Origin of the sequence: Variovorax sp. SG517 (assembly GCF_013376045.1) — a bacterium.
In the GTDB taxonomy this organism is placed as follows: domain Bacteria; phylum Pseudomonadota; class Gammaproteobacteria; order Burkholderiales; family Burkholderiaceae_C; genus Variovorax.
The window spans coordinates 504,338-525,583 of sequence record NZ_JABMJG010000005.1; the positions used below are offsets into that span (position 1 = coordinate 504,338).

General features: G+C 70.2%; 20 protein-coding genes. 7 read left to right on the forward strand and 13 right to left on the reverse strand.

Annotation, left to right across the window (positions count from 1 at the left end; translation table 11 throughout):
* Positions 1 to 32: 32 nt before the first annotated feature.
* On the forward strand, positions 33 to 464 hold the full coding sequence (locus FHT32_RS18195) for a putative toxin-antitoxin system toxin component, PIN family (protein WP_176665999.1): 432 nt from the start codon (positions 33 to 35) through the stop codon (positions 462 to 464).
* A 31-nt stretch (positions 465 to 495) separates the two neighbouring features.
* On the opposite strand, the gene FHT32_RS18200 is transcribed toward FHT32_RS18195, so the two are convergent.
* Both FHT32_RS18200 and FHT32_RS18205 read right to left on the reverse strand, forming a co-directional pair.
* Positions 496 to 1,416, reverse strand: a complete 921-nt coding sequence (locus FHT32_RS18200) for a hypothetical protein (protein ID WP_176666000.1) — start codon at positions 1,414 to 1,416, stop codon at positions 496 to 498.
* Entirely contained in the window at positions 1,413 to 3,110 is a 1,698-nt protein-coding gene (locus FHT32_RS18205) for an FMN-binding glutamate synthase family protein (protein ID WP_176666001.1), read from the reverse strand. Before FHT32_RS18205 ends, FHT32_RS18200 begins: the two co-directional genes overlap by 4 nt.
* 55 nt (positions 3,111 to 3,165) lie before the next feature.
* Between FHT32_RS18205 and FHT32_RS18210 the strand changes: the two genes are divergently transcribed.
* Positions 3,166 to 3,960 carry a UPF0149 family protein gene (locus tag FHT32_RS18210; protein ID WP_176666002.1) on the forward strand — a complete coding sequence of 265 codons (795 nt, stop codon included), beginning with the start codon at positions 3,166 to 3,168 and terminating at the stop codon, positions 3,958 to 3,960.
* Positions 3,961 to 4,015: 55 nt separating this feature from the next.
* Positions 4,016 to 5,200: a nitrate/nitrite transporter gene (locus tag FHT32_RS18215; protein ID WP_176666094.1), complete on the forward strand. Its 1,185-nt coding sequence runs from the start codon at positions 4,016 to 4,018 to the stop codon at positions 5,198 to 5,200.
* A 104-nt stretch (positions 5,201 to 5,304) separates the two neighbouring features.
* Here the strand turns inward: FHT32_RS18215 and FHT32_RS18220 are convergent, their stop codons facing one another.
* The 3 genes from FHT32_RS18220 to FHT32_RS18230 are packed head-to-tail and all read right to left on the reverse strand — an operon-like array spanning position 5,305 to position 7,060.
* The gene (locus tag FHT32_RS18220) at positions 5,305 to 5,628 is read right to left on the reverse strand and encodes a GNAT family N-acetyltransferase (protein ID WP_176666003.1); all 324 of its coding nucleotides are present in this window, start codon (positions 5,626 to 5,628) and stop codon (positions 5,305 to 5,307) included.
* Positions 5,625 to 6,122 (reverse strand): nuclear transport factor 2 family protein, encoded by a 498-nt coding sequence (locus FHT32_RS18225; RefSeq protein ID WP_176666004.1) that lies wholly within the window; start codon positions 6,120 to 6,122, stop codon positions 5,625 to 5,627. Before FHT32_RS18225 ends, FHT32_RS18220 begins: the two co-directional genes overlap by 4 nt.
* A gap of 41 nt (positions 6,123 to 6,163) precedes the next feature.
* Positions 6,164 to 7,060: a LysR family transcriptional regulator gene (locus FHT32_RS18230; protein ID WP_176666005.1), complete on the reverse strand. Its 897-nt coding sequence runs from the start codon at positions 7,058 to 7,060 to the stop codon at positions 6,164 to 6,166.
* Between the two features lie 99 nt (positions 7,061 to 7,159).
* Here FHT32_RS18230 and FHT32_RS18235 point away from each other — a divergent pair, with 99 nt between their 5' ends.
* On the forward strand, positions 7,160 to 8,344 hold the full coding sequence (locus FHT32_RS18235) for a twin-arginine translocation pathway signal protein (protein ID WP_176666006.1): 1,185 nt from the start codon (positions 7,160 to 7,162) through the stop codon (positions 8,342 to 8,344).
* Positions 8,345 to 8,377: 33 nt separating this feature from the next.
* Here the strand turns inward: FHT32_RS18235 and FHT32_RS18240 are convergent, their stop codons facing one another.
* Positions 8,378 to 8,902: a CinA family protein gene (locus FHT32_RS18240; protein ID WP_256099040.1), complete on the reverse strand. Its 525-nt coding sequence runs from the start codon at positions 8,900 to 8,902 to the stop codon at positions 8,378 to 8,380.
* A 5-nt stretch (positions 8,903 to 8,907) separates the two neighbouring features.
* The gene (locus tag FHT32_RS18245; protein ID WP_176666008.1) at positions 8,908 to 9,435 is read right to left on the reverse strand and encodes a phosphatidylglycerophosphatase A; all 528 of its coding nucleotides are present in this window, start codon (positions 9,433 to 9,435) and stop codon (positions 8,908 to 8,910) included.
* A gap of 209 nt (positions 9,436 to 9,644) precedes the next feature.
* Here FHT32_RS18245 and FHT32_RS18250 point away from each other — a divergent pair, with 209 nt between their 5' ends.
* Positions 9,645 to 11,102: an MFS transporter gene (locus tag FHT32_RS18250; protein WP_371132191.1), complete on the forward strand. Its 1,458-nt coding sequence runs from the start codon at positions 9,645 to 9,647 to the stop codon at positions 11,100 to 11,102.
* 10 nt (positions 11,103 to 11,112) lie between these two features.
* On the opposite strand, the gene FHT32_RS18255 is transcribed toward FHT32_RS18250, so the two are convergent.
* Together FHT32_RS18255 and FHT32_RS18260 are read right to left on the reverse strand one after the other, a co-directional pair.
* Positions 11,113 to 12,828: an FAD-dependent oxidoreductase gene (locus FHT32_RS18255; protein ID WP_176666010.1), complete on the reverse strand. Its 1,716-nt coding sequence runs from the start codon at positions 12,826 to 12,828 to the stop codon at positions 11,113 to 11,115.
* 20 nt (positions 12,829 to 12,848) lie between these two features.
* On the reverse strand, positions 12,849 to 13,880 hold the full coding sequence (locus FHT32_RS18260; RefSeq protein WP_176666011.1) for a tripartite tricarboxylate transporter substrate binding protein: 1,032 nt from the start codon (positions 13,878 to 13,880) through the stop codon (positions 12,849 to 12,851).
* Between the two features lie 97 nt (positions 13,881 to 13,977).
* Here FHT32_RS18260 and FHT32_RS18265 point away from each other — a divergent pair, with 97 nt between their 5' ends.
* Both FHT32_RS18265 and FHT32_RS18270 read left to right on the forward strand, forming a co-directional pair.
* Positions 13,978 to 14,874 carry a LysR family transcriptional regulator gene (locus tag FHT32_RS18265; protein ID WP_176666012.1) on the forward strand — a complete coding sequence of 299 codons (897 nt, stop codon included), beginning with the start codon at positions 13,978 to 13,980 and terminating at the stop codon, positions 14,872 to 14,874.
* Between the two features lie 34 nt (positions 14,875 to 14,908).
* Positions 14,909 to 15,619: a DUF3053 domain-containing protein gene (locus tag FHT32_RS18270; protein WP_176666013.1), complete on the forward strand. Its 711-nt coding sequence runs from the start codon at positions 14,909 to 14,911 to the stop codon at positions 15,617 to 15,619.
* 120 nt (positions 15,620 to 15,739) lie between these two features.
* On the opposite strand, the gene thiL is transcribed toward FHT32_RS18270, so the two are convergent.
* The 4 genes from thiL to FHT32_RS18290 are packed head-to-tail and all read right to left on the reverse strand — an operon-like array spanning position 15,740 to position 21,186.
* Complete coding sequence (thiL, locus tag FHT32_RS18275) at positions 15,740 to 16,696, reverse strand: thiamine-phosphate kinase (protein ID WP_176666014.1); 957 nt, start codon at positions 16,694 to 16,696, stop codon at positions 15,740 to 15,742.
* A gap of 31 nt (positions 16,697 to 16,727) precedes the next feature.
* On the reverse strand, positions 16,728 to 17,936 hold the full coding sequence (locus FHT32_RS18280; RefSeq protein WP_176666015.1) for a YbdK family carboxylate-amine ligase: 1,209 nt from the start codon (positions 17,934 to 17,936) through the stop codon (positions 16,728 to 16,730).
* On the reverse strand, positions 17,933 to 19,204 hold the full coding sequence (locus tag FHT32_RS18285) for a cation:proton antiporter (protein ID WP_176666016.1): 1,272 nt from the start codon (positions 19,202 to 19,204) through the stop codon (positions 17,933 to 17,935). Before FHT32_RS18285 ends, FHT32_RS18280 begins: the two co-directional genes overlap by 4 nt.
* On the reverse strand, positions 19,201 to 21,186 hold the full coding sequence (locus tag FHT32_RS18290; protein WP_176666017.1) for a site-specific recombinase: 1,986 nt from the start codon (positions 21,184 to 21,186) through the stop codon (positions 19,201 to 19,203). Before FHT32_RS18290 ends, FHT32_RS18285 begins: the two co-directional genes overlap by 4 nt.
* Between the last annotated feature and the right edge of the window lie 60 nt (positions 21,187 to 21,246).

Here is a 21,246-nt window from a genome sequence, read left to right on the forward strand (position 1 = left end):
GTGCAACATCGGCGCTATTCCCCGCACATTCCATGACATTGACAGAACCCGCCAGCCTTGTCGTCATCGACACCAACATCGCGCTCGACCTGCTGGTCTTCGAGGACCCGGCCTGGGGCCCGCTGACCGCGCGGCTGGCCGCCGGCGAACTGCGCTGGCTGGCCACCGCCGCCATGCGCACCGAGCTCGAGCGCGTGCTGGGCTATCCGCTGATCGCCCGGCGCATGGCGCAGCGCGAACTGCAGGCGCCGGCGGTGCTGGCCGACTTCGACGCGCGGGTGCACGTGGTCGAAACCGTTCCGCCGCGCGCTCCCTGCGTGTGCAGCGACCCCGACGACCAGGTCTTCATCGACCTGGCCGTGGCGCACAAGGCGCTGCTGCTGAGCAAGGACCGGGCGGTGCTGTCGATGAAGAAGCGGCTGGCGCTGCGCGGCGTGGTGGTGCAGGCGGCGTACGGGGTGTAGCGGCCGTGCTGCTGCACGATGTAGCGCAACACTAGTTCGCAGGTCCGGCGCCAGGCTGCAGATGCCACCGCCCCAGCAGCCGCGCCACGGCCCGCACGCGCTGCGTATCGCGCCCCCAGCGCCGGCTGGCCGGCAGCTTCTGCGCCCACTTCATGCGCCTGGCCGCGTTGGCGATGCGCTCGCGCACCTCTTCGCCCACGCCGGCCAGCGCCGCGTGCCAGTGTTGTCCGGCAGCCTGCGGCGCGGCGGCCTCGAGCATCATGGCGGTGGAGTGCAGGTAGCTCAGCCAGTCGCGGGCCTGGCATTCGGCCAGGGTCATGACCTCGGCGGGGTCGTCCTCGAAGTCGATGTAGCCGATCACGCCGTCGGGGCACTGCACGAGGTTGCGGTCGAAGGCCTGGCTCAGGTGCTGGCCGCGCATGTGCACGGCGGCGATGGCGGCCAGGCCCTCGCGCCATACCGACAGCAGCGCGGCGGGGCCGGCGGCGGCGGCCTGGTCGAGCCGCTCCTGCAGCACGACCGTCGCGCGGCCGCTTTCGCCCAGGTCGGAAATGAGCAGGCCGTCGGGCTGCTGCGCGAGCACCACCGGCACGCGCAGGCCGGCGGCCGCGAGCTGCTTCAGGCGCCGCGCCTCGGTGGCGATGGCCGCCTCGCCGCCCGGGTTGGGCACCGGCTTGATGATGTCCAGCCGCGCCATGCGCGCGACCGCCGCCATCACGCGGTAGCCCCACTTGCCATGCCGCGGACCGGCCTTCTTGAGCCACACGCGCTCGCTGCCGAAGCGGTGGCTGGCCACGTTCTTCTGCTGCTGCGGCAGGGTCGTGCGCAGGAACTCCGCATAGTCGCCGGGCGCTGGCGGGTTGGGGGAAAGCGCGTCCAGGGGCGCGGGCGCCGAAGCTGCGCCCTTGCGCGATTGCGGGCGCCGGCTGGCGCCTCTACTCAGTGGGTTCATGCGGCCATTGCGAAGCCCGCCACCAGCCCTTGCGGGCCCTGCGTGACGGGCTGGAAACTCTCTGCACTGGCCAGCGGCCAGTAGGTACGGAAGACATTGTGCTGCTCGTCGAGCGGGCCGAGCAGGGCGCCCGGCTGCACCTGCATCACCAGGTTGCTCAACAGGCGCACCTCGGTGTCGGAAATGCGGCGCACGATGTGGTGCGCGGTGATCTGCTGCGGATGGTCCAGGCCCGCGGCCTGCACCAGCTCCTGCAGCGCGTGCAGCGTGCTGCGGTGGAAGTTGTGCACCCGCTCGGCCTTTGTCGGCACCACCAGCGCCTTCTGGCGCAGCGGGTCCTGCGTGGTCACGCCAGTGGGGCAGTGGCCGGTGTGGCAGCTCTGCGCCTGGATGCAGCCCAGGGCCATCATGAAGCCGCGCGCGGCATTGCACCAGTCGGCCCCCAGCGCCATCATGCGCGCCACGTCGAAGGCGGTGATCACCTTGGCGGCGCAGCCGATCTTGATGCGGTGGCGCAGGTTCACGCCCACCAGCGTGTTGTGCACCAGCAGCAGGCCTTCCTGCAGCGGCGCGCCGACGTGGTCGCTGAACTCGACCGGCGCCGCGCCGGTGCCGCCCTCGGCGCCGTCGACCACGATGAAGTCGGGCGTGATGCCGGTCGCCTGCATCGCCTTGACGATGCCGAACCATTCCCATGGATGGCCCAGGCAGAACTTGAATCCGGTGGGCTTGCCGCCCGACAGCTCGCGCAGCCGGGCGACGAAATGCATCATCTCCGTGGGCGTGGAGAAGGCGCTGTGCGAAGCGGGCGAGATGCAGTCCACGCCCACCGGCACGCCGCGCGCGGCCGCGATCTCGGGCGTGACCTTGGGGGCAGGCAGCACGCCGCCGTGGCCGGGCTTGGCGCCCTGGCTCAGCTTGATCTCGATCATCTTCACCTGCGGGTCGCGCGCGTTGGCTGTGAAGCGCTCCTCGCTGAAGCTGCCGTCGTCGTTGCGGCAGCCGAAGTAGCCCGAGCCGATCTCCCAGATCAGGTCGCCGCCGTGCACCCGGTGGTGCTGCGAGATCGAGCCTTCGCCGGTGTCGTGCGCGAAGCCGCCCATCTTCGCGCCCTTGTTGAGCGCGAGGATGGCGTTCGCCGAGAGCGCTCCGAAGCTCATCGCCGAGATGTTGAAGACGCTGGCGCTGTACGGCTGCGTACAGACCTGCGCCGGGTTCGCGCCGGCCGGCTGCGGCGTGCCGCCGATCACGATGCGGAAATCGTGGCCCGCCAGCCTGGTCGGCCGCATCGAGTGGTTGATCCACTCGTAGCCCGCGATCGTCACGTTCATCTGCGTGCCGAAGGGGCGGTTGTCGGGGTCGCCCTTGGCGCGCTGGTACACCAGCGAGCGCTGAGCGCGCGAGAAGGGCGCGGCCTCGGAGTCGCTCTCGATGAAGTACTGCCGCATCTCGGGCCGGATGAACTCCAGCAGGAAGCGCAGGTGGCCGATCACCGGGTAGTTGCGAAGGATGGCATGGCGGGCCTGCCGCAGGTCGTGCACGCCGGTACCTGCAAGTACCGCAAAGACGGCGACACCGATCCAGGCCAGCCAAAGATGGGGCGAAACCAGCACGAACGCCAGGCATGCCACCAGACCGGCCACGCACAGGGCGAAAGCGCTGTAGCGCGCCGGAAACGGAATAATCGTGGGCATAGAAATAGTCTCGACCGTGGCCTGCTGCATCATAGAGGGCTGCCTCGAACTTGCCATGACGACCATTCCCGACCCCATTTCGCCCCCCGACAGCACCCCCGCAGCCCGCACTCCCCTCGGCCCCGACGATTTCGACGCCCTCGACCAGGCCCTCGACGCCATGCGCGAGCACGACGAGGAAATCCCCCAGTGGGAGTTCTGCGAGGGCTTCATGGCCGCCCTGATCTGCACCCGCCGGCCCATCATGCCGTCCGAATACTGGCCCGTTCTGCTGGGCGACAGCTTCTCGTCCGCCCAGCACATGGAGTTCGTCTGGAACTGGAAGCGCCGCTGGATCGAGATCGAGGAGGGCCTCGACGCCCCCGTCGAAACCCTCGACGACGAACGCAGCTGGCAGCCCGAGGTGCTCGACACCCGCGGCGCCATCGCCTCCCTGCCCGAGGAAGAGCGCGCCGAAGTCGCCGGCGAGGCCATTCCCGCCTTCGCCCAGGTCTGGGCGCTGGGCTTCATGTACGCCGTGGAGAACTGGCCCGAAGACTGGGCTGAGCCGCGCGACAAGGACGCCGCGCGCATGCTGAACGACGCGCTCGACAACATCGTCGCCCTCACCGAGGACGACACCGGCAAGCCCGTGCTGTCGATGTACAGCGACGACGCCCCGCCCAGCGTGAGCCAGCAGCGGCTCGACGATTTCGGCGCCGCCATCTGGGCGGTGTACGACCTGCGCCAGCTCTGGAAGAGCCTCGGCCCGAAGGCCGAGACCATCCGCAGGGAAGCCACGCCCGGCCGCAATGATCCCTGCCCCTGCGGCAGCGGCAAGAAATACAAGAAGTGCCACGGTGCCACCTGACAGCGGCACGACTGGCAGTGTTGATGCGCCCCTGACGCCGCGCGCGGCCTGGGCGATGGTCCTGGCGCTGTGCGCCGGGGTCGCGCTGAGCCAGGCGTTCCGCACAGTGGGCGCCATCATGGCGAGCCCGCTGCAGGCCGATTTCCATCTTTCCGCACAGGCCCTCGGGATCTTCTCGGGGGCTTTTCATTTTGCGTTCGGCGCGATGCAGCTCTTCATGGGCATCGGCATCGACCTGCACGGCGTGCGCCGCACGGTGCTGGTGGCCTTCCCGGTCGCGATCGCGGGCGCGCTGCTGTCGGCGGTGTCGTCCAGCTACCTGGTGCTGGTGGCGGGGCAGGCGCTGATCGGCGTGGGCTGCGCGCCGGCCTTCCTTGTGTGCACCGTGTTCATCGCGCGGCACTTCCCGTCGGCGAGCTTCGCCACCGTGTCGGGCATGGTGCTGGCCGTCGGCGGCGTGGGCATGCTGGCCACCGGCACGCCGCTGGCGTGGCTGGTGCAGGCGTATTCATGGCGCGCGGGCTTCCTGGTGCTGGCTCTCGCCGCGGCGCTGGCGTGGCTGGCGATCTGGTTCTGGGTGCGCGAGCCGGCCCCGGCCATGCCGGGCAAGAGGGAGTCGATTCCCGAGGCGATCCGCCAGTTCGGCGCGCTGTTCGCCATGCCGCACACGCTGGGCATCATGGTGCTGGGCGCGGTCACGTATGCGGCCTTCATCTCGCTGCGCGGCCTGTGGCTGGGGCCGCTGATGATGGAGCGCCATGGCTACTCGCTGGTGCAGAGCGGCAACGTGGCGCTGGCGGTGTCGGTGATCTCTTTGTTCGGCGCGCCGCTCTTCGGCCGGCTCGACCGCAGCGATGCCACCTCGCGCCGCCGCTGGATCGCGATCTGCTGCCTCGGCTATGCGGGGCTCTTCGCGCTCATCGCCGTGCTGCATTCGGCCTGGCTCGACATCGCTGGCATGGTGCTGATCGGCGTGCTCTCGGGCTTCATCGTCTGGCAGTACGCCGACGTGCGCGGCGCCTACCCGGCCACGCTCACCGGCCGCGCGATGGCCGTGTTCACGATGGCGATGTTCCTCGGCGTGGCGTTCATGCAGTGGGGCACCGGCGTGGCCGCATCTGTGGCGGCGGCGCATGGTGCCGATCCGCTGACGGCCGTGCTGGGCACGATCGCCGTGCTTCTGCTGGCGGGCATCGCGGCCTTCGCGTGGCTGCCTGCGCCTAAGAGCTCCCAAGCCTGATCAAGGAACACCGCGGAACCGGCTTCGCCGGGCCGCAGGTGTTGCCCCCGGAAGGGGGTTGGCGCAGCGACACGAAGTGCGCGCAGCCTGGGGGCGAGCCTGGTTCAGATCTTGAAGGCGCGCTGGATATCGGGGCGCACCAGGTCGACGTACTCGCGGTGCTTGCGGATGTAGCCCGCGATGAACTGGCACACCGGAATCACGTGCAGAGCCTTAGCGCGGGCCTCGCCGAGCACATGCTTCGCGATGCCCGAGCCCACGCCTTTGCCCTCGAACTCGGGCAGCACCTCGGTGTGCGTGAACATGATCGCGTCGGTCAGCAGGTTGTATTCGGCGTAGCCGGCCAGCTTGCCGCCGAGCGTGGCTTCGTAGCGGTGCTGCGCTTCGTTGTTGGAGAAGGCGAGGGCGGTGTCGTTGGTGTTGCTCATGGCTGTCGTGCGAGAAAGGTTGCGAGGTTGGCTGCCGCGGTGGCGCGCACCTTGTTGCGCAGCATGGGGCTCCAGCCTAGCAGCAGCCCCGGCGTGCCGAGCGCCTGGCGCGACCAGGTCCAGAAGGGGAAGCTGTCGCGGTGCGTGGCGATCAGGCCGTCGGGCGTGAAGGTGAAGCGCGCGTCGATGCTGTTGTCGACGATGCGCCCGGTGGCGGTGAAGCGGTAGTGCGCGTCCCAGTGGGCGCTGCCGGTGCCGTCGTCGTTCGCCTTCACGTCGCGCCAGGTCAGCTTCCATACGTCGGCGCCCTTGGCCTTGGTGCCGCCGGCCAGCATGCGCCACATGCCGCCCACCTCGCGCCGTCCGCGCAGCGAGAAGGCCTCGTCGTCGAACACCGCGTCGGGCGCGTAGCAGGCTTCCATGGCGGGTGCGTCTAGCTTGGCGAAGGCGCTGTAGAAGCGCTCGATGGTCTGGGCGTTGGTGGCTGCTGTCATGAGGCCTCTTGGCTCTTGGAGTTGGTCGGAGCGGCGCGGCGTCAGATCGACGCCGGTATGTGGCGCGCGAGGAAATCATAGACCGCGCGGATGCGCCGGTCGGTGCGGATCTCGCGGTGCACCGCGAGCCACACCGGCAGCGACTTGATCTTCAGCTGCGGCAGCACGCGCACCACCGAGCCGTCGGTGCGCGCGAGCGACTCGCTGACGAAGCCTATGCCCATGCCCTGGCGCAGTGCTTCCCAGTAGGCGCCCATGTCGTCGGTGCGGAAGCAGAAATGCTCGCGCAGCAGCGGCGTGCCCAACTGGGCCGACATGCGGATGATGGTGTCGATGCTGTCGTAGCCCAGCACGTCGTGCCGGTACAGGTCGGCCGTCTGCCTGGGCGTGCCGCGCCGCCGCAGGTAGTCGACGTGGGCGAAGGCACCGAGCGCGAAGGTGCCGATGCGGCGCGCCACCACCGTGGCCGCGGTGGGCTGCGACATGCGGATGGCGATGTCGGCCTCGCGCTGCAGCAGGTTGCTGATCTCGTTGGTCGACACCAGGTCGACCTGGATCTCGGGCAGCTCCTGCCGCATCCGCACCAGCAGGCTGGGCAGCATCTGGCGCGCGGTGGCCTGGCTCGCGGAGATGCGCACCGAGCCCGCGACGGTCGCGTGGGCGCCCGAGACACTGCGCGACAGCGCGAGCGCGCCGTTCTCCATGGCGCGGGCCGACTCCGCCAGGCGCGTGGCCATGGCCGTGGGCCGCAGCCCCCGGCCGGTGCGCTCGAACAGCACCACGCCCAGCTGCGACTCCAGCTCGGCGATGTGCCGGCCCAGCGTCGGCTGGCTCGCGCCCAGGGCGCGCGCGGCCGCGAGCAGGCTGCCGTGGTCGAGCGCGGCAAGGAATGCACGCACGAGCCGCCAGTCGAAGCCGAGTTCGTTTTCGGAGCGCATCGCAGGTCGGTGGATATGGCGGAGGTATTCAGTTCCGCATAGCAGTTATGAAAGCTTAAGCGATTGTTAATCGCTGCCCCGCTTTCGATAATCCGCCCGATGGATGAGCGAAGAAACTTTATCCGGCTGCTGGGAGGCGGCGTTGTGGTGGCGGCGGGTGCGGCCGCGCTGGCAACCTGGTGGCTGAACTCCGACATGCCCGCGGCCGCGCTGGAGATATGGAACGGCCCGGGCGACGAGCCCGATGCGCGCAAGCGCGCCGTCGCGTACGCCGTGACGGCCCCCACCGCCTACAACCGCCAGCCCTGGCTGGTCGACCTGCGCGAGCCCGACGCCATCGTGCTGTATTGCGACCGCGAGCGCGTGCAGCCCGAGACCGATCCGTACGGCCGCCAGATCATCATCGGCCACGGCGCCTTCATCGAGCTGCTGGTGATGGCGCTCGCGCAGCAGGGGCTGCAGGCCAGCGTGCAGCTGTGGCCGCAGGGCGAGCTCTCCGGCGAGCCGAGGCTCTGGCCGCACGTGCCGGTGGCGCGGCTGCGGCTGGCGGGCGGCGGCGTGCCCGATCCGCTGTTCGCGCAGGTGCTGCGGCGGCGCACGCCCAAGCAGCGTTTCGACCTCACGCGGCCGGTATCGGCCGACATCCTGCAGGGCCTGACCTCCATCGCGTCCGCGGGCGGCATGGTGAACTCGGCCGGCACGGTGGACATGGCGCGCGTGCAGCCCCTGCGCAAGCTCTGCGCGGCGGCCGCGCGGGTGGAGCTCACCACGCCCGGCACGGCGATGGAGAACCTGCAGCTGCTGCGCGTCGGCCCGCAGGAAATCCTCGCGCACCGCGACGGCTTCTCGATCAACGACCCGGCGCTGCGCATCGCCGTCGCGCTAGGACAGTTCGACCGCCGCGCGCCCGCGTCAGAGGACAGCCTCTCGTTCCGCCGCACGCTGCAGCTGTTCGAGGACCAGGCCAACACGGCGATGGGCTTCGTCTGGCTCAGCACGCGCGGCAACAGCCGCACCGAGCAGATCGCGGCCGGCCGCGCCTACATGCGCCAGCAGCTGCGCGCCACCGACCTGGGCCTGGGCATGCACCCGATGAGCCAGCCGCTCGAGGAATTCGCGGAAATGGCGCCGCACCGCGCGGCCGCGCACGACATGCTGCTGGGCTCCGCGTTCCAGGGCGGCGCGCAGGGCCCGACGGTGCAGATGATCTGCCGCCTCGGCTATCCGATGGCGCCAGTGCCCGCGGCGCCGCGCCGTGCGCTCCCGGGTTTCATGATGGCCTGAAGCGGCACCGCGCCGCACTGGCCGCCTGCGTGCTCAGCGCGCGAGCAGCAGTTCCACCAGCGTCTGCAGCGCGTGGTGCACCGTGGCCGCGCGCACGGTGGCGCGGTCGCCGTCGAAGCGGCGGCGCTCGGTGCGCACGTCGCCATCGACCGACCAGCCGAACCACACGGTGCCCACGGGCTTGTCGGGCGTGCCGCCCGTGGGGCCGGCCACGCCGGTCACCGCCAGCGCCACGCGCGAGGGCGGCGAATGCGCGATCGCGCCCGTCGCCATGGCGCGCGCCACCGGTTCGCTGACGGCGCCGTTGGCGGCGATCACGCCCGCGTCCACGCCCAGCAGCGCGGTCTTGGCCTCGTTCGAATAGGTGATGAAGCCGCGCTCGTACCAGGCGCTCGAACCGGCAAGGTCGGTGCAGGCCGCGCCGATCAGTCCGCCGGTGCAGCTCTCGGCCGTTGCCAGCATCCAGCCCTTTTTCTGCAGCAGGCCGGCCAGGGCCACGACCAGTCCGGCCGTGTCCTGGTCCGCGAGCGCGATCGTGGGGGAGAGGGAGGAGTCCATCGGGCTCACCATGCGCGCCACAGCGCAATGACCAGCAGCGTGCAGAAGGCCGCCACCAGGTCGTCGAGGATGATGCCGAAGCCCGCGCGCCACCAGCCCACCTGCGTCGAGTCGCGCTGCTTGAAGAGCGAATCGGCCCAGGCCACGGGGCCGGGCTTGGCGGCATCGAAGAAGCGGAAGAGCGCGAAGGCGACCGTCTGCGCGAGCAGGCCGGCCGGCGTCACGAGCCACAGCACGATCCAGAAGGCGATCACCTCGTCCCACACCACGGGGCTGGGGTCGGCCACGTTCATGTCGCGCGCGGTCACGGTGCAGGCCCACCAGCCGATGGGCAGCGAGGCCGCGATGATCCAGCCGATGGTGGCCGGCGTGAACCACAGCTGCATCACCGAGAACGCGACCCAGGCCCACAGCGTGCCCACCGTGCCGGGCGCGAGGCGCGAGAGGCCGGAGCCGAAACCCAGCGCGATGAAATGCGCGGGGTGGGACAGCAGGAAGCTCAGGGTGGCACGGCGCATCGAGGGTTGGGGCATGGCGCCGGAGGTCGTTGTGGACGAGGACGAAGAAGAAGTGGGGGAAACGGCTTGCATCGGGGCACGAGTGTCGCGCATCTGCGGCGGCGCCGGTTCGGCTTGGCTTTATTTATCAAAGCAATAGCTTGTTTAATTCGCGTGCGGCGCCTAGTATCCGGGCTCCTTTCGAACTTGTCCGATCCCAACCTCGCGCCCGCGCGATGCCTGCCATGCCTTCCTCTCCAGCCTCGTCCGCCGCCCTGCAACCCCCTTCTTCCACCGCCGCCTGGGGCGAGCTCTTCAGCGGCCGCAACGGCTGGCGCGCGCTGGCGCTCACGGGCGGCGTCGCGCTGCATGCGATCAACGTGCACATCGTGACGACAGTGCTGCCTTCGGTGGTGCGCGAGATCGGCGGGCTCGACTGGTACGCCTGGAGCACCACGCTCTTCGTGATCGGCTCGATCCTCGGGGCCACGCTGTCGGTGCGGCTGCTCGCGGTGCTCGGCCCGCGCGGCGCCTGCCTGGCGGCGCTGGCGGTGTTCAGCGCGGGCTCGGTCGGCTGCGCGCTCGCGCCGGCCATGCCGTGGATGCTGGCGGGCCGCACGGTGCAGGGGCTGGGCGGCGGGCTGCTCGCGGCGCTGAGCTACGGGCTGATCCAGCTGGTGTTCGAGCAGCGGCTGTGGCCGCGCGCGGTGGCGCTGGTGTCGGGCATGTGGGGCGTGGCCACGCTGTGCGGGCCGGCCGTGGGCGGGCTCTTCGCGCAGGCCGGGCACTGGCGCTGGGCCTTCTGGTTCCTGCTGCCGGTGGCGGCGGCGCAGGCGCTGCTGGTGCTCGTGCAGCTGCGCCCTTCGATGGGCGTGAAGCACGAGCGGGCCGCCACGCCGCCGCGCGTGCCGGCATTGCAGATCGGCCTGCTCGCGGCCTCGGTGCTCGTGATCGCGGCCAGCGGTCTCGTGTCCGACCTGCTCTGGCAGGCCGCGGGCGTCGCGCTGGGTCTGGCCATCGGATTCGCGGCCACCCGCATCGACGGGCGCGCCACGGTGCGCGTGCTGCCGCGCGGCGCCTATGCGGTGAGCGCGCCGCTGGGTGCCATCTACGCGAGCGTGGCGCTGCTGCTCATCGGCAGCACCACCGAGATCTTCGTGCCGTACTTCCTGCAGCTGCTGCACGGCCACTCGCCGCTGACGGCGGGCTATCTCACGGCGGCAATGGCTGGCGGCTGGAGCGCGGGTTCGCTGCTGTCCTCGGGCCGCAGCGGCGCGAAGGCCGACCGCATGCTGCGCATGGGGCCCGTGGCCTGCACGCTGGGACTCGCGGCGCTCGCGTTCCTGCTGCCGTCGCCGGGCTTCATCGGCGAGGGTTTCGAGACCGTCCTGATCGCCATCGCGCTCGCTGCCGTGGGGCTCGGCGTGGGCATCGGCTGGCCGCACCTGATCACGCGCGTGATGGCGCTGGCGCCGAAGGGCGAGCAGGGCCTGGCCTCAGCCTCGATCACCACCGTGCAGCTCTACGGCATGGCCGTGGGCGCGGCGGTGGCGGGGCTGGTGGCGAACGCTGCGGGGCTCAGCGTGCCGGGCGGTGTGGAGGGGGCGAAGTCTGCGGCCGTGTGGTTGTTCGCGGGCTTCGCCTTCGCGCCGGCCGCGGCGGCGTGGCTCGCCTATCGCGTCGTCGCGCGGCGCGGCTGGTGAAAACAGTGGCTCAGGCCACCACGCCTTCCCACGCCAGCGCCTTGCGCCGCGCCCGGACGCGCTGGCCTTCGCCGCGCAGCGTGCCCACCAGGTCGTAGACCTCGGCCGGCAGGTGCGCGCCGCGCCAGGCCACGTGCTGGTCGGCGCGGCACAGCACGAGCCGGTGCGTGTAGGCCTTGGGCACGTCTTCCGTCTCGATGTCGAGCACCGTGAGCGGCATGCCGTAGGCGGCCGCGGCGCGTTCGAGCGGACGCACGTCCACGCTGCGGTCGAAGCGCAGCATGGTGTAGCCGGGGCCGAAGGCGTCGTAGAGCGAGCGGCCGTCGGCCAGCCAGAAATGCGGCGCTCGGCAGCCGGGCACGGTGGAGGGCGTGAACTCGCCCATGGAGTAGGGCGGCGCCATGTGCTCGCCGTCGGCAACGATGATCGGCGAGCCGCTGTAGAAGTAGCCGAAGTTCAGGCCGCCGCAGCAGAACTGCTGCACGTTGAGCTCGTAGGCCTCGTGGCCGACTTCGGCGCGCAGCGCGTCGCCGGCGGGGCCGGGCTCCTCGATGTTGTGCGGCACGGCGCGCCGCGCGCGGATCATCTTCTGCGCATGGTTCATCGCGAAGTTCGACACCTGCTCGGTGATCGGCAGGCGCTCGGCCTCGTAGGCGTCGAGCATGGCCTCGTCGCCCCAGCCCTGCACGACCGCGCCCAGCAGCCACGAAAGGTTGAGTGCGTCGGCAATGCCCGCGTTCATGCCGTAGCCCGCATAGGGCACCCACAGGTGCGCCGCGTCGCCCGCGAGGAACACGCGGCCCTCGCGGAAGCGGTTGGCCACCAGGCGTCGGCCGATCCAGTCTTCCTTGCTGATGACTTCGTACTCGAAGCCGGGGCCCACGCCGAGGATGCTGCGCAGCGACTGGTCGCGGTCCACCGAATCGAACTCTGGCTCCTCGGCGTTCAGGTGGTTGTGCACCAGCCAGGTCTCGTGCCCGTCGATGGCGAACATCGTGCCACAGCGGCGCGGGTTCATCGCGTAGTACGACCACGCCGGCTTGCCCGGGATGAGCGCGCGCAGCCCCGGCGCGCGGATGAGCGTCGACTGCACGCGCTGGATCACTGCCGTGCCCTCGAGCTTCGCGCCGATCTGCTTGCGCACCGCCGACGAGCCGCCGTCGCAGCCCACCATGTAGCGGCAGCGGATGCTGCGGGTGACGCCGCTGTCCATGTCGGTGGCGATCGCGGTCACGCCGGTGTCGTCCTGCGTGAAGCCCGCGAACTGCGTGCGGTTGAGCAGCTGCACGCCCTGCAGCGCGGCCGTGTGCTTCAGCAGGATGGGCTCCAGGTAGATCTGGTTGATGCGGTGCGGCGGCTCGGGCGTGGGCCACCACGCGTCGGGGCCCTCGGTCTCGGTGTAGCGGTCGCGCCGGCACGGGATGGGGATGCGCGTGAGCTCGGTGCCGGTGACGGTGGTGCGGAACACCACGTCGTTCGGGTAGTCGGCCGGCAGCCCCGCGTCGCGCAGCTTCTGCGCCACGCCGAGGCGGCGGAACTGCTCCATGGTGCGCGAGGCCACGTGATTGCACTTCACGTTCGGCGGCTCGGCGAAGCGGCGCGTCTCGCAGATCACGACCGAGACGCCGCGCGAGGCGAGGTCCATGGCCAGCGTGAGGCCGACGGGGCCGGCCCCGACGATCATCACGTCGGCCTGCAGTGCTGAGGTGTCGTTGTGGTCGGTCATGTTCTGGCGGATGCCTGTCGTCAGTCGAGCCGGATGCGGGCGGCCTGGATCACCTTCGCCCATTTCTTCGTTTCCGACTGGATGTACGCCTCGAAGGCCTCGGGCGAGGTCGGTGCGGGCTCCGCGCCGAGGTTGCGCATCGTGGCCTTGATCTGCTCGTCGCCGAGCGCCGCGTTGATCTCGGCGTTGAGCCGCGCGACGACGGGCGCGGGCGTGCCGGCGGGCGCCACCACGCCGAACCAGCCGGTGGAGTCGTAGCCCGCGAGCCCGGCCTCGGTCACCGTGGGCACCTCGGGCAGCATCGGCACGCGCTGCGCGCTCGTCACCGCGAAGGCGACGAGCTTGCCGGCCCTGATCTGCTGCAGCGATGCGGGCAGATCGACCAGCGCGAGCGGAATCTGCCCCGCGATGGCATCGAGCGCCGCCGGGCCCGAGCCGCGATAGGGCACTTCCACCAGCTTCACGTCGGCCATCTGCGCGAAGAGCGCGGCCGACAGGTGCATGGCCGTGCCGTTGCCGCCATGGCCGATCGACAGCGTGCCGGGGCTCGCCTTCGCCAGCGCGATCAGCTCGCGCTGCGTGCGCGCCGCGATGGACGGATGCCCCACGATCACGAAGGGCGTGGCCGCGACCATGCCCACGGGCTTGAAGTCCTTCACCGGATCGAAGGGCATCTGCGCATAGAGGCTCACGTTGGCGGTCAGCGCGCCGGCGGCACCCAGGCCCAGCGTGTAGCCGTCGGCCGGCGCCTTGGCCACCAGCGAGAGCCCGACATTGCCGCCCGCTCCGGGCTTGTTGTCGATCACCACAGGCTGGCCCAGCTTCTCGTTGAAGCGCGGCACCAGCAGGCGCATCACCGCGTCGGCGCTGCCCCCGGGCGGGAAGGTCACGACGAGGCGGATGGGCCTGTTGGGGAAGTCGCCAGCAGGCTGAGGCGGCAACGAAACCGTTTGCGCGAAGGTCCTGCCGCCGGTCAGTGCGGCGCCGGCTGCAGCGAACAGCAATTGCCGGCGAAGCGCGCTCTTCCCGTGGGCAAGAGGTGCAGCTGCCATCAGGACTCCTTGAATGTGATGCGTCTTTTGAATGATTGAACGATGGCGGGATTTATTCGTAAATCAAGAAATTTCTAATGAAATATCATCTTTGCTGATGAATGCGAACTTCAGTCCTACGATCCGCCAGCTGCGCGCGTTCCTCGCCGTCTACCAGCTGAAGAAGCTCAGCGCGGCGGCGCAGCGGCTGTTCGTCACGCAGTCGGCGGTGAGCATGCTGATCCGCCAGCTCGAGGAGGGGCTGGACACGCGCCTGTTCGACCGCACCACGCGCTCGCTCAAGGCCACGGCGGCGGCCGAGCAGATGATGGCCACGGTCGAGCGCATCCTGCGCGACGTGGATTCGCTGTCGAACGACTTCCGCGAACTGGCCGCGCTCGAACGCGGCCGCGTCACGCTCGCCATCACGCCCACGCTCGCGGCCCTGCTGCTGCCCGATGCCATGCGCGCCTTCAACGAGCAGCACCCCGGCGTGCGCGTGCTGGTGAACGACTGCGCACCCGACCAGTTCATCTCGCGCATCATCGGCGAGCACGTGGACTTCGGCATCGGCACGCCCGAGCGGCCCGGCGCCGAGGTCGAGGTGCAGCGCCTCATGCGCGACCACCTCGCCGTGGTCTGCCGCGAAGACCATCCGCTGGCCAAGGCCCGCGTGGTGCGCTGGAGCGACCTGGGCGGCTACCCCCTCATCACCGTGCGCCCCGGCTACGGCGTGCGCCCGCTCATCGACGGCACCGCCGCCGAGGCGGGCGTGGCGCTCGACGTGGTGAACGAGGTGTCGTTCCTCTCCACCGCCATCTGGATGACGGCGGCCGGCATGGGCGCGTCGATCATGCCCTCGGCCTTCGCGCGCGCGGAGGCCGACCCTTCGCTTGTCATCAAGGTGCTGAGCTCGCCGCGCGTGGCGCGCGACATCTCCATCGTCACCAAGCGCGGCCATTCGCTCTCGGCCGCGGCGCGCGCCTTCGTCGAGGCGCTGAAGCGCTCCCTATAATTTTTGAGGAACAACAACACAGGGGGCTCGACCCATGAGAACTTTCATTCAACGTCTCGGGGCCATGTCGCTCCTCGTCGCCTTCAGCCTCGCGCTGGTAGCCTGCGGCAACAAGGAGGCCGAGCAGCGCAAGGCCTTCATCTCCTTCCTGCAGACCCGCGTGCTCGACAAGCCCGGCCTGCGCGTGCCGGTGCCCACGGCCGAAGAGAAGGCATCGTTCGGCGACTACGCGCAGCACTACGCGGTGATCACCGACTTCAACGAAGGCATGAACAAGTCCGTGAGCCAGCCCATGACGCAGATCATGGCCAAAGGCGCGCTGCGCTCCATCGCCGACCTGCCCGCGCGCCGCGACGACCTCAAGGCCGCGAAGGACGGCCTCGGCGGCCTTCGCACCGCGCTCGACCAGCAGTCCGCCAAGGCCGACGCCGCACACGCGCAGCTCAAGCAGCCCGACGACCTCAAGCAGGTCTACGACAAGGCCTTCGAGAAGACGGTGACGGTGCCCTCCGCCACCTTCAAGGAAGTGTTCCCCGCGCTCGACAAGGTGTTCGACAGCGCGCTGGCCATCGGCGACTTCATCGAGAAGAACAAGTCCAAGATCCAGATCAGCGGCAGCAGCGTCGCCGTGACCGACCCCACCGTGCAGGCCGAGCTCAACAAGATGCTGCAGCAGTTGAACGGCCAGTCGGCCGCCATCAATGCCGCTCAGCAGAAGATGCAGGCGGTGGTGCGCGGAGGATAGGCTCTCCCCCAGGCTGCGCGCACTTCGTGTCGCTTCGCCAACCCCCTTCCGGGGGCAACACCTGAGGCCCGGCAAAGCTGGTTCCTCGGTGTTTTCCGAAAGAGAGGGATTGCAGGAAAACTAGACGAAATGATCGAACGAGCCGAAGCGCTGCGACACCGGCGCGCCGGCCGCGTCGACGATGCGCAGGCCGGCATCGGCCTCGATGCGGCCGATGCGCGTGACGCGCGTTGAACTGTCCATGCCTGCCTGCCCGACCGCGTTGCGCGCCGAGGCGGGCGCGGTGAATACCAGCTCGTAGTCGTCGCCGCCCGAGAGCGCACAGGTGCGGCGCAGTTCCTCGCCCAGGTTGCCGGTGTCGACCGAGATCAGCGCGGTGGCCGCGTCGGCGTCGAGCGTGGCGCCCACGCCGCTCGACGCGAGGATGTGGCCCAGGTCGCCGATCAGCCCGTCGCTCACGTCCACCGCCGAAGTGGCGATGCCGCGCAAAGCCTGCCCGAGCGCCACGCGCGGCGTGGGCTGTTCCATGCGCCTGCGCGCCGTGTCGAAGGCGTCCGCCGGCAGGGCGATCGTGCCCCGGAAAACCTCGAGCGCCAGCCGAGCCTCGCCCGGCGTGCCGCTCACCCAGATGTCGTCGCCCGCGCGCGCGCCCGAGCGCAGCAGCGCCGCGCCGGCCGGCACTTCGCCGAACACGGTGATGCAGATGTTGAGCGGGCCGCGCGTGGTGTCGCCGCCCACCAGTTCGCAGCCGTGCGTGTCGGCAAGCGCGAACAGCCCGCGCGAGAAGCCCTCGAGCCAGGGCTCGTCCACGCCGGGCAGCGCCAGCGCGAGCGTGAAGGCCAGCGGCTTCGCGCCGCAGGCGGCGAGGTCGCTGAGGTTCACCGCCAGCGCCTTGTGGCCCAGCCGGGCCGGATCGACGGTGGAAAGGAAGTGCCGCCCCTCGACCAGCATGTCGGAGGACACGGCCAGCTGCATGCCCGCAGCCGGCGCGAGCAATGCGCAGTCGTCGCCCACGCCCAGCGGCGAGCGCGTGGCGGGGCGCTTGAAGTAGCGTGCGATCAGGTCGAATTCACCCATGGGGGTGAGAGCATAAGCGCTGCGGCGCGGCTCAGCCCTGCCCGCGGAACCTCAGCGCCGCCTGTCGCACCACCTCCGCCAGCAGCCGTTCCTTGCCCTGTTTCTCGCGCAGCCAGCGCGCGTCGTTGCGGTTCGATTCCACGCTGGTGCGCAGCTCGCCCAGCGCCTTGGTGGCGTTGAGCGCCTCGCTGTGCCATTCGAGCTGGGTCATGGTCATCAGGATGTGGTCGCGCAGCGGCATGTGCTGACCGGTGGCCGGGTCGACGTACACCGCGTCGAGGCCGAAGCGGCAGGCCTGGAAGCGGTTGTAGGTGTAGACGAGGTAGTCGTCTTCCGTCGGCTCGAAGGGCTGCTCCTGCAGGAACCATGCGGCCAGCGACTGCACGTAGCCCGCGAGCGCGGCGGCGCGCTCCACCGTGAGCGGCGTGTCGAACACGCGGATCTCGATGGTGCCGAACTCGGGCTTGGGGCGGATGTCCCAGTAGAAGTCTTTCATGCTGCGCACGACGCCGGTGCGGGTCATGCGCTCGAAGTAGGCCTCGAACTCCTTCCAGCTGGTGGTGAAGGGCGCGCGGCCCGACAGCGGGAAGGCGAACACCGAGTTCAGCCGTGCCGAGTCGAACTGCGTGTCCTGCCCCTGCACGAAGGGCGAGGACGCCGACAGCGCGATGAAGTGCGGGATGTAGCGCGACATGCGGTGCAGCATCAGAAGCGCCGCGTCGGCATCGGGACAGCCGATATGCACGTGCTGGCCGAAGATGGTGAACTGCTTGCTCAGGTAGCCGTACAGCTCCGACAGCTCGCGAAAGCGCGGCTTGTCGTAGATGCGCCGCTCGTGCCACTGCTGGAAGGCATGCGTGCCGCCGCCCACCACCGCGATGTTGAGCTTGTCGGCATTGCGGATAAGCGCCTCGCGGATCGGCGAGAGCTGCGTGATGACGTCCTGTGCCGAGTGGCAGATGCCGGTCGAGATCTCGATCATGCTCGAGGTCATCTCGGGCACCACGCTGCCGGGCAGCGGGGTCTGGGCCATGAGGCGCAGCATGTCCTCGGCGTAGGGGGCCAGGTCGTAGTCGTGCGTGTTCACGAGCTGCAGCTCGAGCTCCACGCCGAGCGACAGCGCCTCCGACTTGTTGAAGGGCTCGAGCTTGACCGCGCGGCTCTCGGGGTCCGCTGGCAGCGGCGCCGAGCGCACGTCGTCGCTGTCCGGGTCGATGGGGGTGGCTGCGGTGGTGCTCATCGCTGCGTGTCCTCGGTGATGCTGAAGGCCCGTGGCGCCCAGGGCACCGAACTCTCTCCCACCGCGTGGATGGCCAGGGTGGCGAGCACCGCGCCCACCACCTCCATCAGCAGGATCGACGGCAGCGCCACCTGGGTGATCATCGTGCCCAGCAGCGGCGAGGCGGTGGCGAAGTTGGAGGCGATGAGCAGCGCGATCGACGACAGCGGCGACATCGCGCAGCCGACCCAGAAGGCCTGCTTCCAGCTCGCGCCGCTGCCGGGGTTGGCGACCGCCACGCCGGCAATCTTGGTCAGCAGGCGGATGCCGATGACGGCCAGCACCACGCTGGCCACCGGCAGCGTCCAGTCGGCCTGCGCCGCCACGATGGACACCAGCACGAACATCAGCATGGTCAGCAGCGAGGAGGCCGTGCCCAGCTGGCGCTGCCAGGCCCAGGGCTTGGGGTTGAGCGTCTTGAGCAGCACGCCGCCGATCAGCGCCGCCAGCGGGGCGGAGCCGCCCACGTGCGCGGTGAGCGCCGCACCCGCCGCGATGATCGCCAGCAGCAGGATGGACGTGTTCTCGCTCGACGGGCTCATCACCCGCAGGGCGGAGCGCAGCGCCAGCGCCATGATCGCGCCCACCACGAAGGACAGGCCCAGCACCACAGCCACCGGATAGAGCTTCTGCAGCATGGTCTGCGGCGCGCGCTCGATCAGCCCCGCCTGCGCGTAGCCCAGCGCCAGCGCGTAGAAGGTGTTGAGCGTGGCCAGCGTCATCGCGCGCTCGGTCACGGGGCCGGCGGCGCGGGTGTCGATGATCACGCGGCTGAGCACCGCCGGCGACGCGACGATGGCCATCAGCGCGATCGGGTTGGCCACCGGCTCGGGCAGGCCCAGCAGCGTGAGCACCCAGTACACGCCGAAGTAGGTCAGCGTGGCCTCGAGCAGGCTCTGCACCAGCACCATCGGGTTGTGGCGGAACCAGCGCAGCGGCAGCCGCCCGCCCGCCTCGAACAGCACCACGGCCGCGCCGAGCTCGAGCAAAAAGAGGCTGATGCCGCGCAGCGGCCAGATCGCGCCCTCGAAGCCGGCGAAGCCGACCACGGCGCCCACCAGCGAGTAGCCGATCACCTTGGGTAGCCCGAGGTAGCGTTGCACGAGATGGCCGGAGGCCGCCGCGGCCGCCAGCAGCAGCGACCAAAGTACGGTGGGCAGGCCGGCCGAGGGGCGCACCCACTCGGACCAGAAACCCAGCAGATCGTTGAAGAAGCTCGTCAAATTCATCCAGGAAGGAAAAAGCTCACCGGACGGCTGCGCCAGCGGGCCCAGATCGCGCTGCGGATGCGCGCGCGGTCACCGAGGCTCACGCTGTGCGCGCGCAGCGCCAGGCGGAAAGCGAAGTAGAAACTCACGCTCACATTGAGCGCGCCAATGACCGGGATCGCCGCCACCGCCCACCACAGCGCAGGCTGCTGCAACACCGACAGGCCGATGGATGCCGCCGCGGCGGCGATCTGTCCGGCCGACAGTGTCACGTGCCGCACGTCCAGCCCGAGCCCGAAGAAACCCGCGAACGCGGGCAGCAGCCCGAGCATGAGTCCCAGCGAGATGTTGGAGGCGAAGCCTGAAATGTTGGTGCGCATGAAATCGGCCCAGCGGCGGGCCCGTGCGGCGCCAAGAAAAGCGCCGATGCGGGGGTTGTAACGCATTGCAGAGTCCAGCCGGTGCAGGACAAAGGCGTTTTCTGTCCATCCGGCGATGATGCTGGCCGAAAACAGCAGGATGCCGGTGATTGCCGCGAAAAGCGCGGTCGGACCGGGCAGCGACAGCGATTTCAGCGTGGCCGCCGCGTGGGCGGCGTCCAGCAGCGGCCGCTCCAGCGCAAGCTGCGCCAGCAGCGCGATGGCCGCCACTGTCGGAACCACCACCAGCACGTTGCCCAGCACCGCCGCCACCTGCGAGCGCACCAGGTTGGCGACTTCGTCGACGAAATCGTCCACCCCCGCATCCGACTTGATGTCGCGCAGCCGCGCCGCCATGGCCGGCGCCGTCATTGCGGGCTGCTTGGTAGCCAGCGTCAGGTGCAGCAGCTGGATCGCGACGAAGCTGGCCGCGTACATCAGCCCTGCGCTCAGTCCGCTCCAGAAGGCCGACAGCCCCAGCGCGTAGATGCCGAACTTCAGCAGCACCGTGAGGGCAGTGAAGGCGCCGCCGCCGGCCGCCTTCTTCACCATCTGCAGGTAGCTGGCGCGGTCGCGGGTGATGTAGTGCTCGCCGGTCTCGGCGCTGCGCTCGGTCACCTTGGCGGCCAGCATCGACGAGTTGGAGGCGATCAGCGCCCGGATGCTGTTGCGCTCGCCGCCGGCCAGCACCAGCCGGCCCACCAGCCGCGCCACGCTGGGCCCGGGATTGGGCGCCATCAGGCAGTCGAGCAGCTCGCGGATGCGCAGCACCCGCTCGCGCAGCTGGCGCAGCCGGAACACCAGGCCCACCGAGATGCCGTTGTCCTCCAGGTGCGTGTAGACCGAGGCGGCACCGGCGCGGCAGGCGTCCAGCCGGTCGCGGAAGGCCACGAAGGCGGCCTGCAGGGCTTCTTCGTCGCGCGGCTCGCCGGGGCGGTCGAACATCTGCTCGCGCAGCTCGTCCAGGTCGGCCATCAGCGAATGGAAGGGGCGCGTCTCGCCGACCGCGTCGGTGCTCATGCGCAGGCGCAGCTCGGGCGAGAAGCCCGCGGCCACCACCTGGCTCGCGCAGTAGGTGACGGCGTCCATCACCGTGTGGCGCCAGCGCGGGGCGCCGTCTTCGTCGAGCGCCGCGTCGGCCAGCAGCGCGCCGATGCGCCCGAGCTGCGCCTCGTCGAGCAGCGCGATCCAGCCCGCGTCGAACACGCCGGGCAGCACCATGCGGAACAGGTCCGATGCATCGGTGGTTTCGGGCGTGCCGGGCAGGATCTTGCGGCGCAGCCGCTCGCTCAGCTCGCTCGCGAAGGCGGTGCGCGGGGCGAAGCCGTAGTCGGCCAGCAACGTCGTCAGGTCGACCGTCTGCGTGAAGGCGCGCCACCAGGCGCGCAGCCGCTCGCGCAGCTCGGGCCGTGCCTCGATGGCGTCCAGCAGCAGCTGCACGCGGCCGATGGCCGCCTGCGGCGAGGCGCGGTCGCCGCGCACCCAGTCGAAGATGTTGATGAGCCAGATGTGGCGCTGCGCCACATCGGCCGCGGGGTCGAGGCCGGCAAGCAGCCCCTGCAAGTCGCGCGATGCGGCAGCCATGTCGGGGGGCGGGGAGAAAAGGGGAAGGGGCGCGCCGTGCCCAGGGCATCAGCGCATCGG

Excerpts from the sequence above, each read along its gene's own strand:
- FHT32_RS18195 (WP_176665999.1), top strand. The coding sequence starts at position 33 with ATGACATTGACAGAACCCGCCAGCCTTGTCGTCATCGACACCAACATC.
- FHT32_RS18200 (WP_176666000.1), bottom strand. The coding sequence starts at position 1,416 with ATGAACCCACTGAGTAGAGGCGCCAGCCGGCGCCCGCAATCGCGCAAG.
- FHT32_RS18205 (WP_176666001.1), bottom strand. The coding sequence starts at position 3,110 with ATGCCCACGATTATTCCGTTTCCGGCGCGCTACAGCGCTTTCGCCCTG.
- FHT32_RS18210 (WP_176666002.1), top strand. The coding sequence starts at position 3,166 with ATGACGACCATTCCCGACCCCATTTCGCCCCCCGACAGCACCCCCGCA.
- FHT32_RS18215 (WP_176666094.1), top strand. The coding sequence starts at position 4,016 with ATGGTCCTGGCGCTGTGCGCCGGGGTCGCGCTGAGCCAGGCGTTCCGC.
- FHT32_RS18220 (WP_176666003.1), bottom strand. The coding sequence starts at position 5,628 with ATGAGCAACACCAACGACACCGCCCTCGCCTTCTCCAACAACGAAGCG.
- FHT32_RS18225 (WP_176666004.1), bottom strand. The coding sequence starts at position 6,122 with ATGACAGCAGCCACCAACGCCCAGACCATCGAGCGCTTCTACAGCGCC.
- FHT32_RS18230 (WP_176666005.1), bottom strand. The coding sequence starts at position 7,060 with ATGCGCTCCGAAAACGAACTCGGCTTCGACTGGCGGCTCGTGCGTGCA.
- FHT32_RS18235 (WP_176666006.1), top strand. The coding sequence starts at position 7,160 with ATGGATGAGCGAAGAAACTTTATCCGGCTGCTGGGAGGCGGCGTTGTG.
- FHT32_RS18240 (WP_256099040.1), bottom strand. The coding sequence starts at position 8,902 with ATGGACTCCTCCCTCTCCCCCACGATCGCGCTCGCGGACCAGGACACG.
- FHT32_RS18245 (WP_176666008.1), bottom strand. The coding sequence starts at position 9,435 with ATGCCCCAACCCTCGATGCGCCGTGCCACCCTGAGCTTCCTGCTGTCC.
- FHT32_RS18250 (WP_371132191.1), top strand. The coding sequence starts at position 9,645 with ATGCCTTCCTCTCCAGCCTCGTCCGCCGCCCTGCAACCCCCTTCTTCC.
- FHT32_RS18255 (WP_176666010.1), bottom strand. The coding sequence starts at position 12,828 with ATGACCGACCACAACGACACCTCAGCACTGCAGGCCGACGTGATGATC.
- FHT32_RS18260 (WP_176666011.1), bottom strand. The coding sequence starts at position 13,880 with ATGGCAGCTGCACCTCTTGCCCACGGGAAGAGCGCGCTTCGCCGGCAA.
- FHT32_RS18265 (WP_176666012.1), top strand. The coding sequence starts at position 13,978 with ATGAATGCGAACTTCAGTCCTACGATCCGCCAGCTGCGCGCGTTCCTC.
- FHT32_RS18270 (WP_176666013.1), top strand. The coding sequence starts at position 14,909 with ATGAGAACTTTCATTCAACGTCTCGGGGCCATGTCGCTCCTCGTCGCC.
- thiL (WP_176666014.1), bottom strand. The coding sequence starts at position 16,696 with ATGGGTGAATTCGACCTGATCGCACGCTACTTCAAGCGCCCCGCCACG.
- FHT32_RS18280 (WP_176666015.1), bottom strand. The coding sequence starts at position 17,936 with ATGAGCACCACCGCAGCCACCCCCATCGACCCGGACAGCGACGACGTG.
- FHT32_RS18285 (WP_176666016.1), bottom strand. The coding sequence starts at position 19,204 with ATGAATTTGACGAGCTTCTTCAACGATCTGCTGGGTTTCTGGTCCGAG.
- FHT32_RS18290 (WP_176666017.1), bottom strand. The coding sequence starts at position 21,186 with ATGGCTGCCGCATCGCGCGACTTGCAGGGGCTGCTTGCCGGCCTCGAC.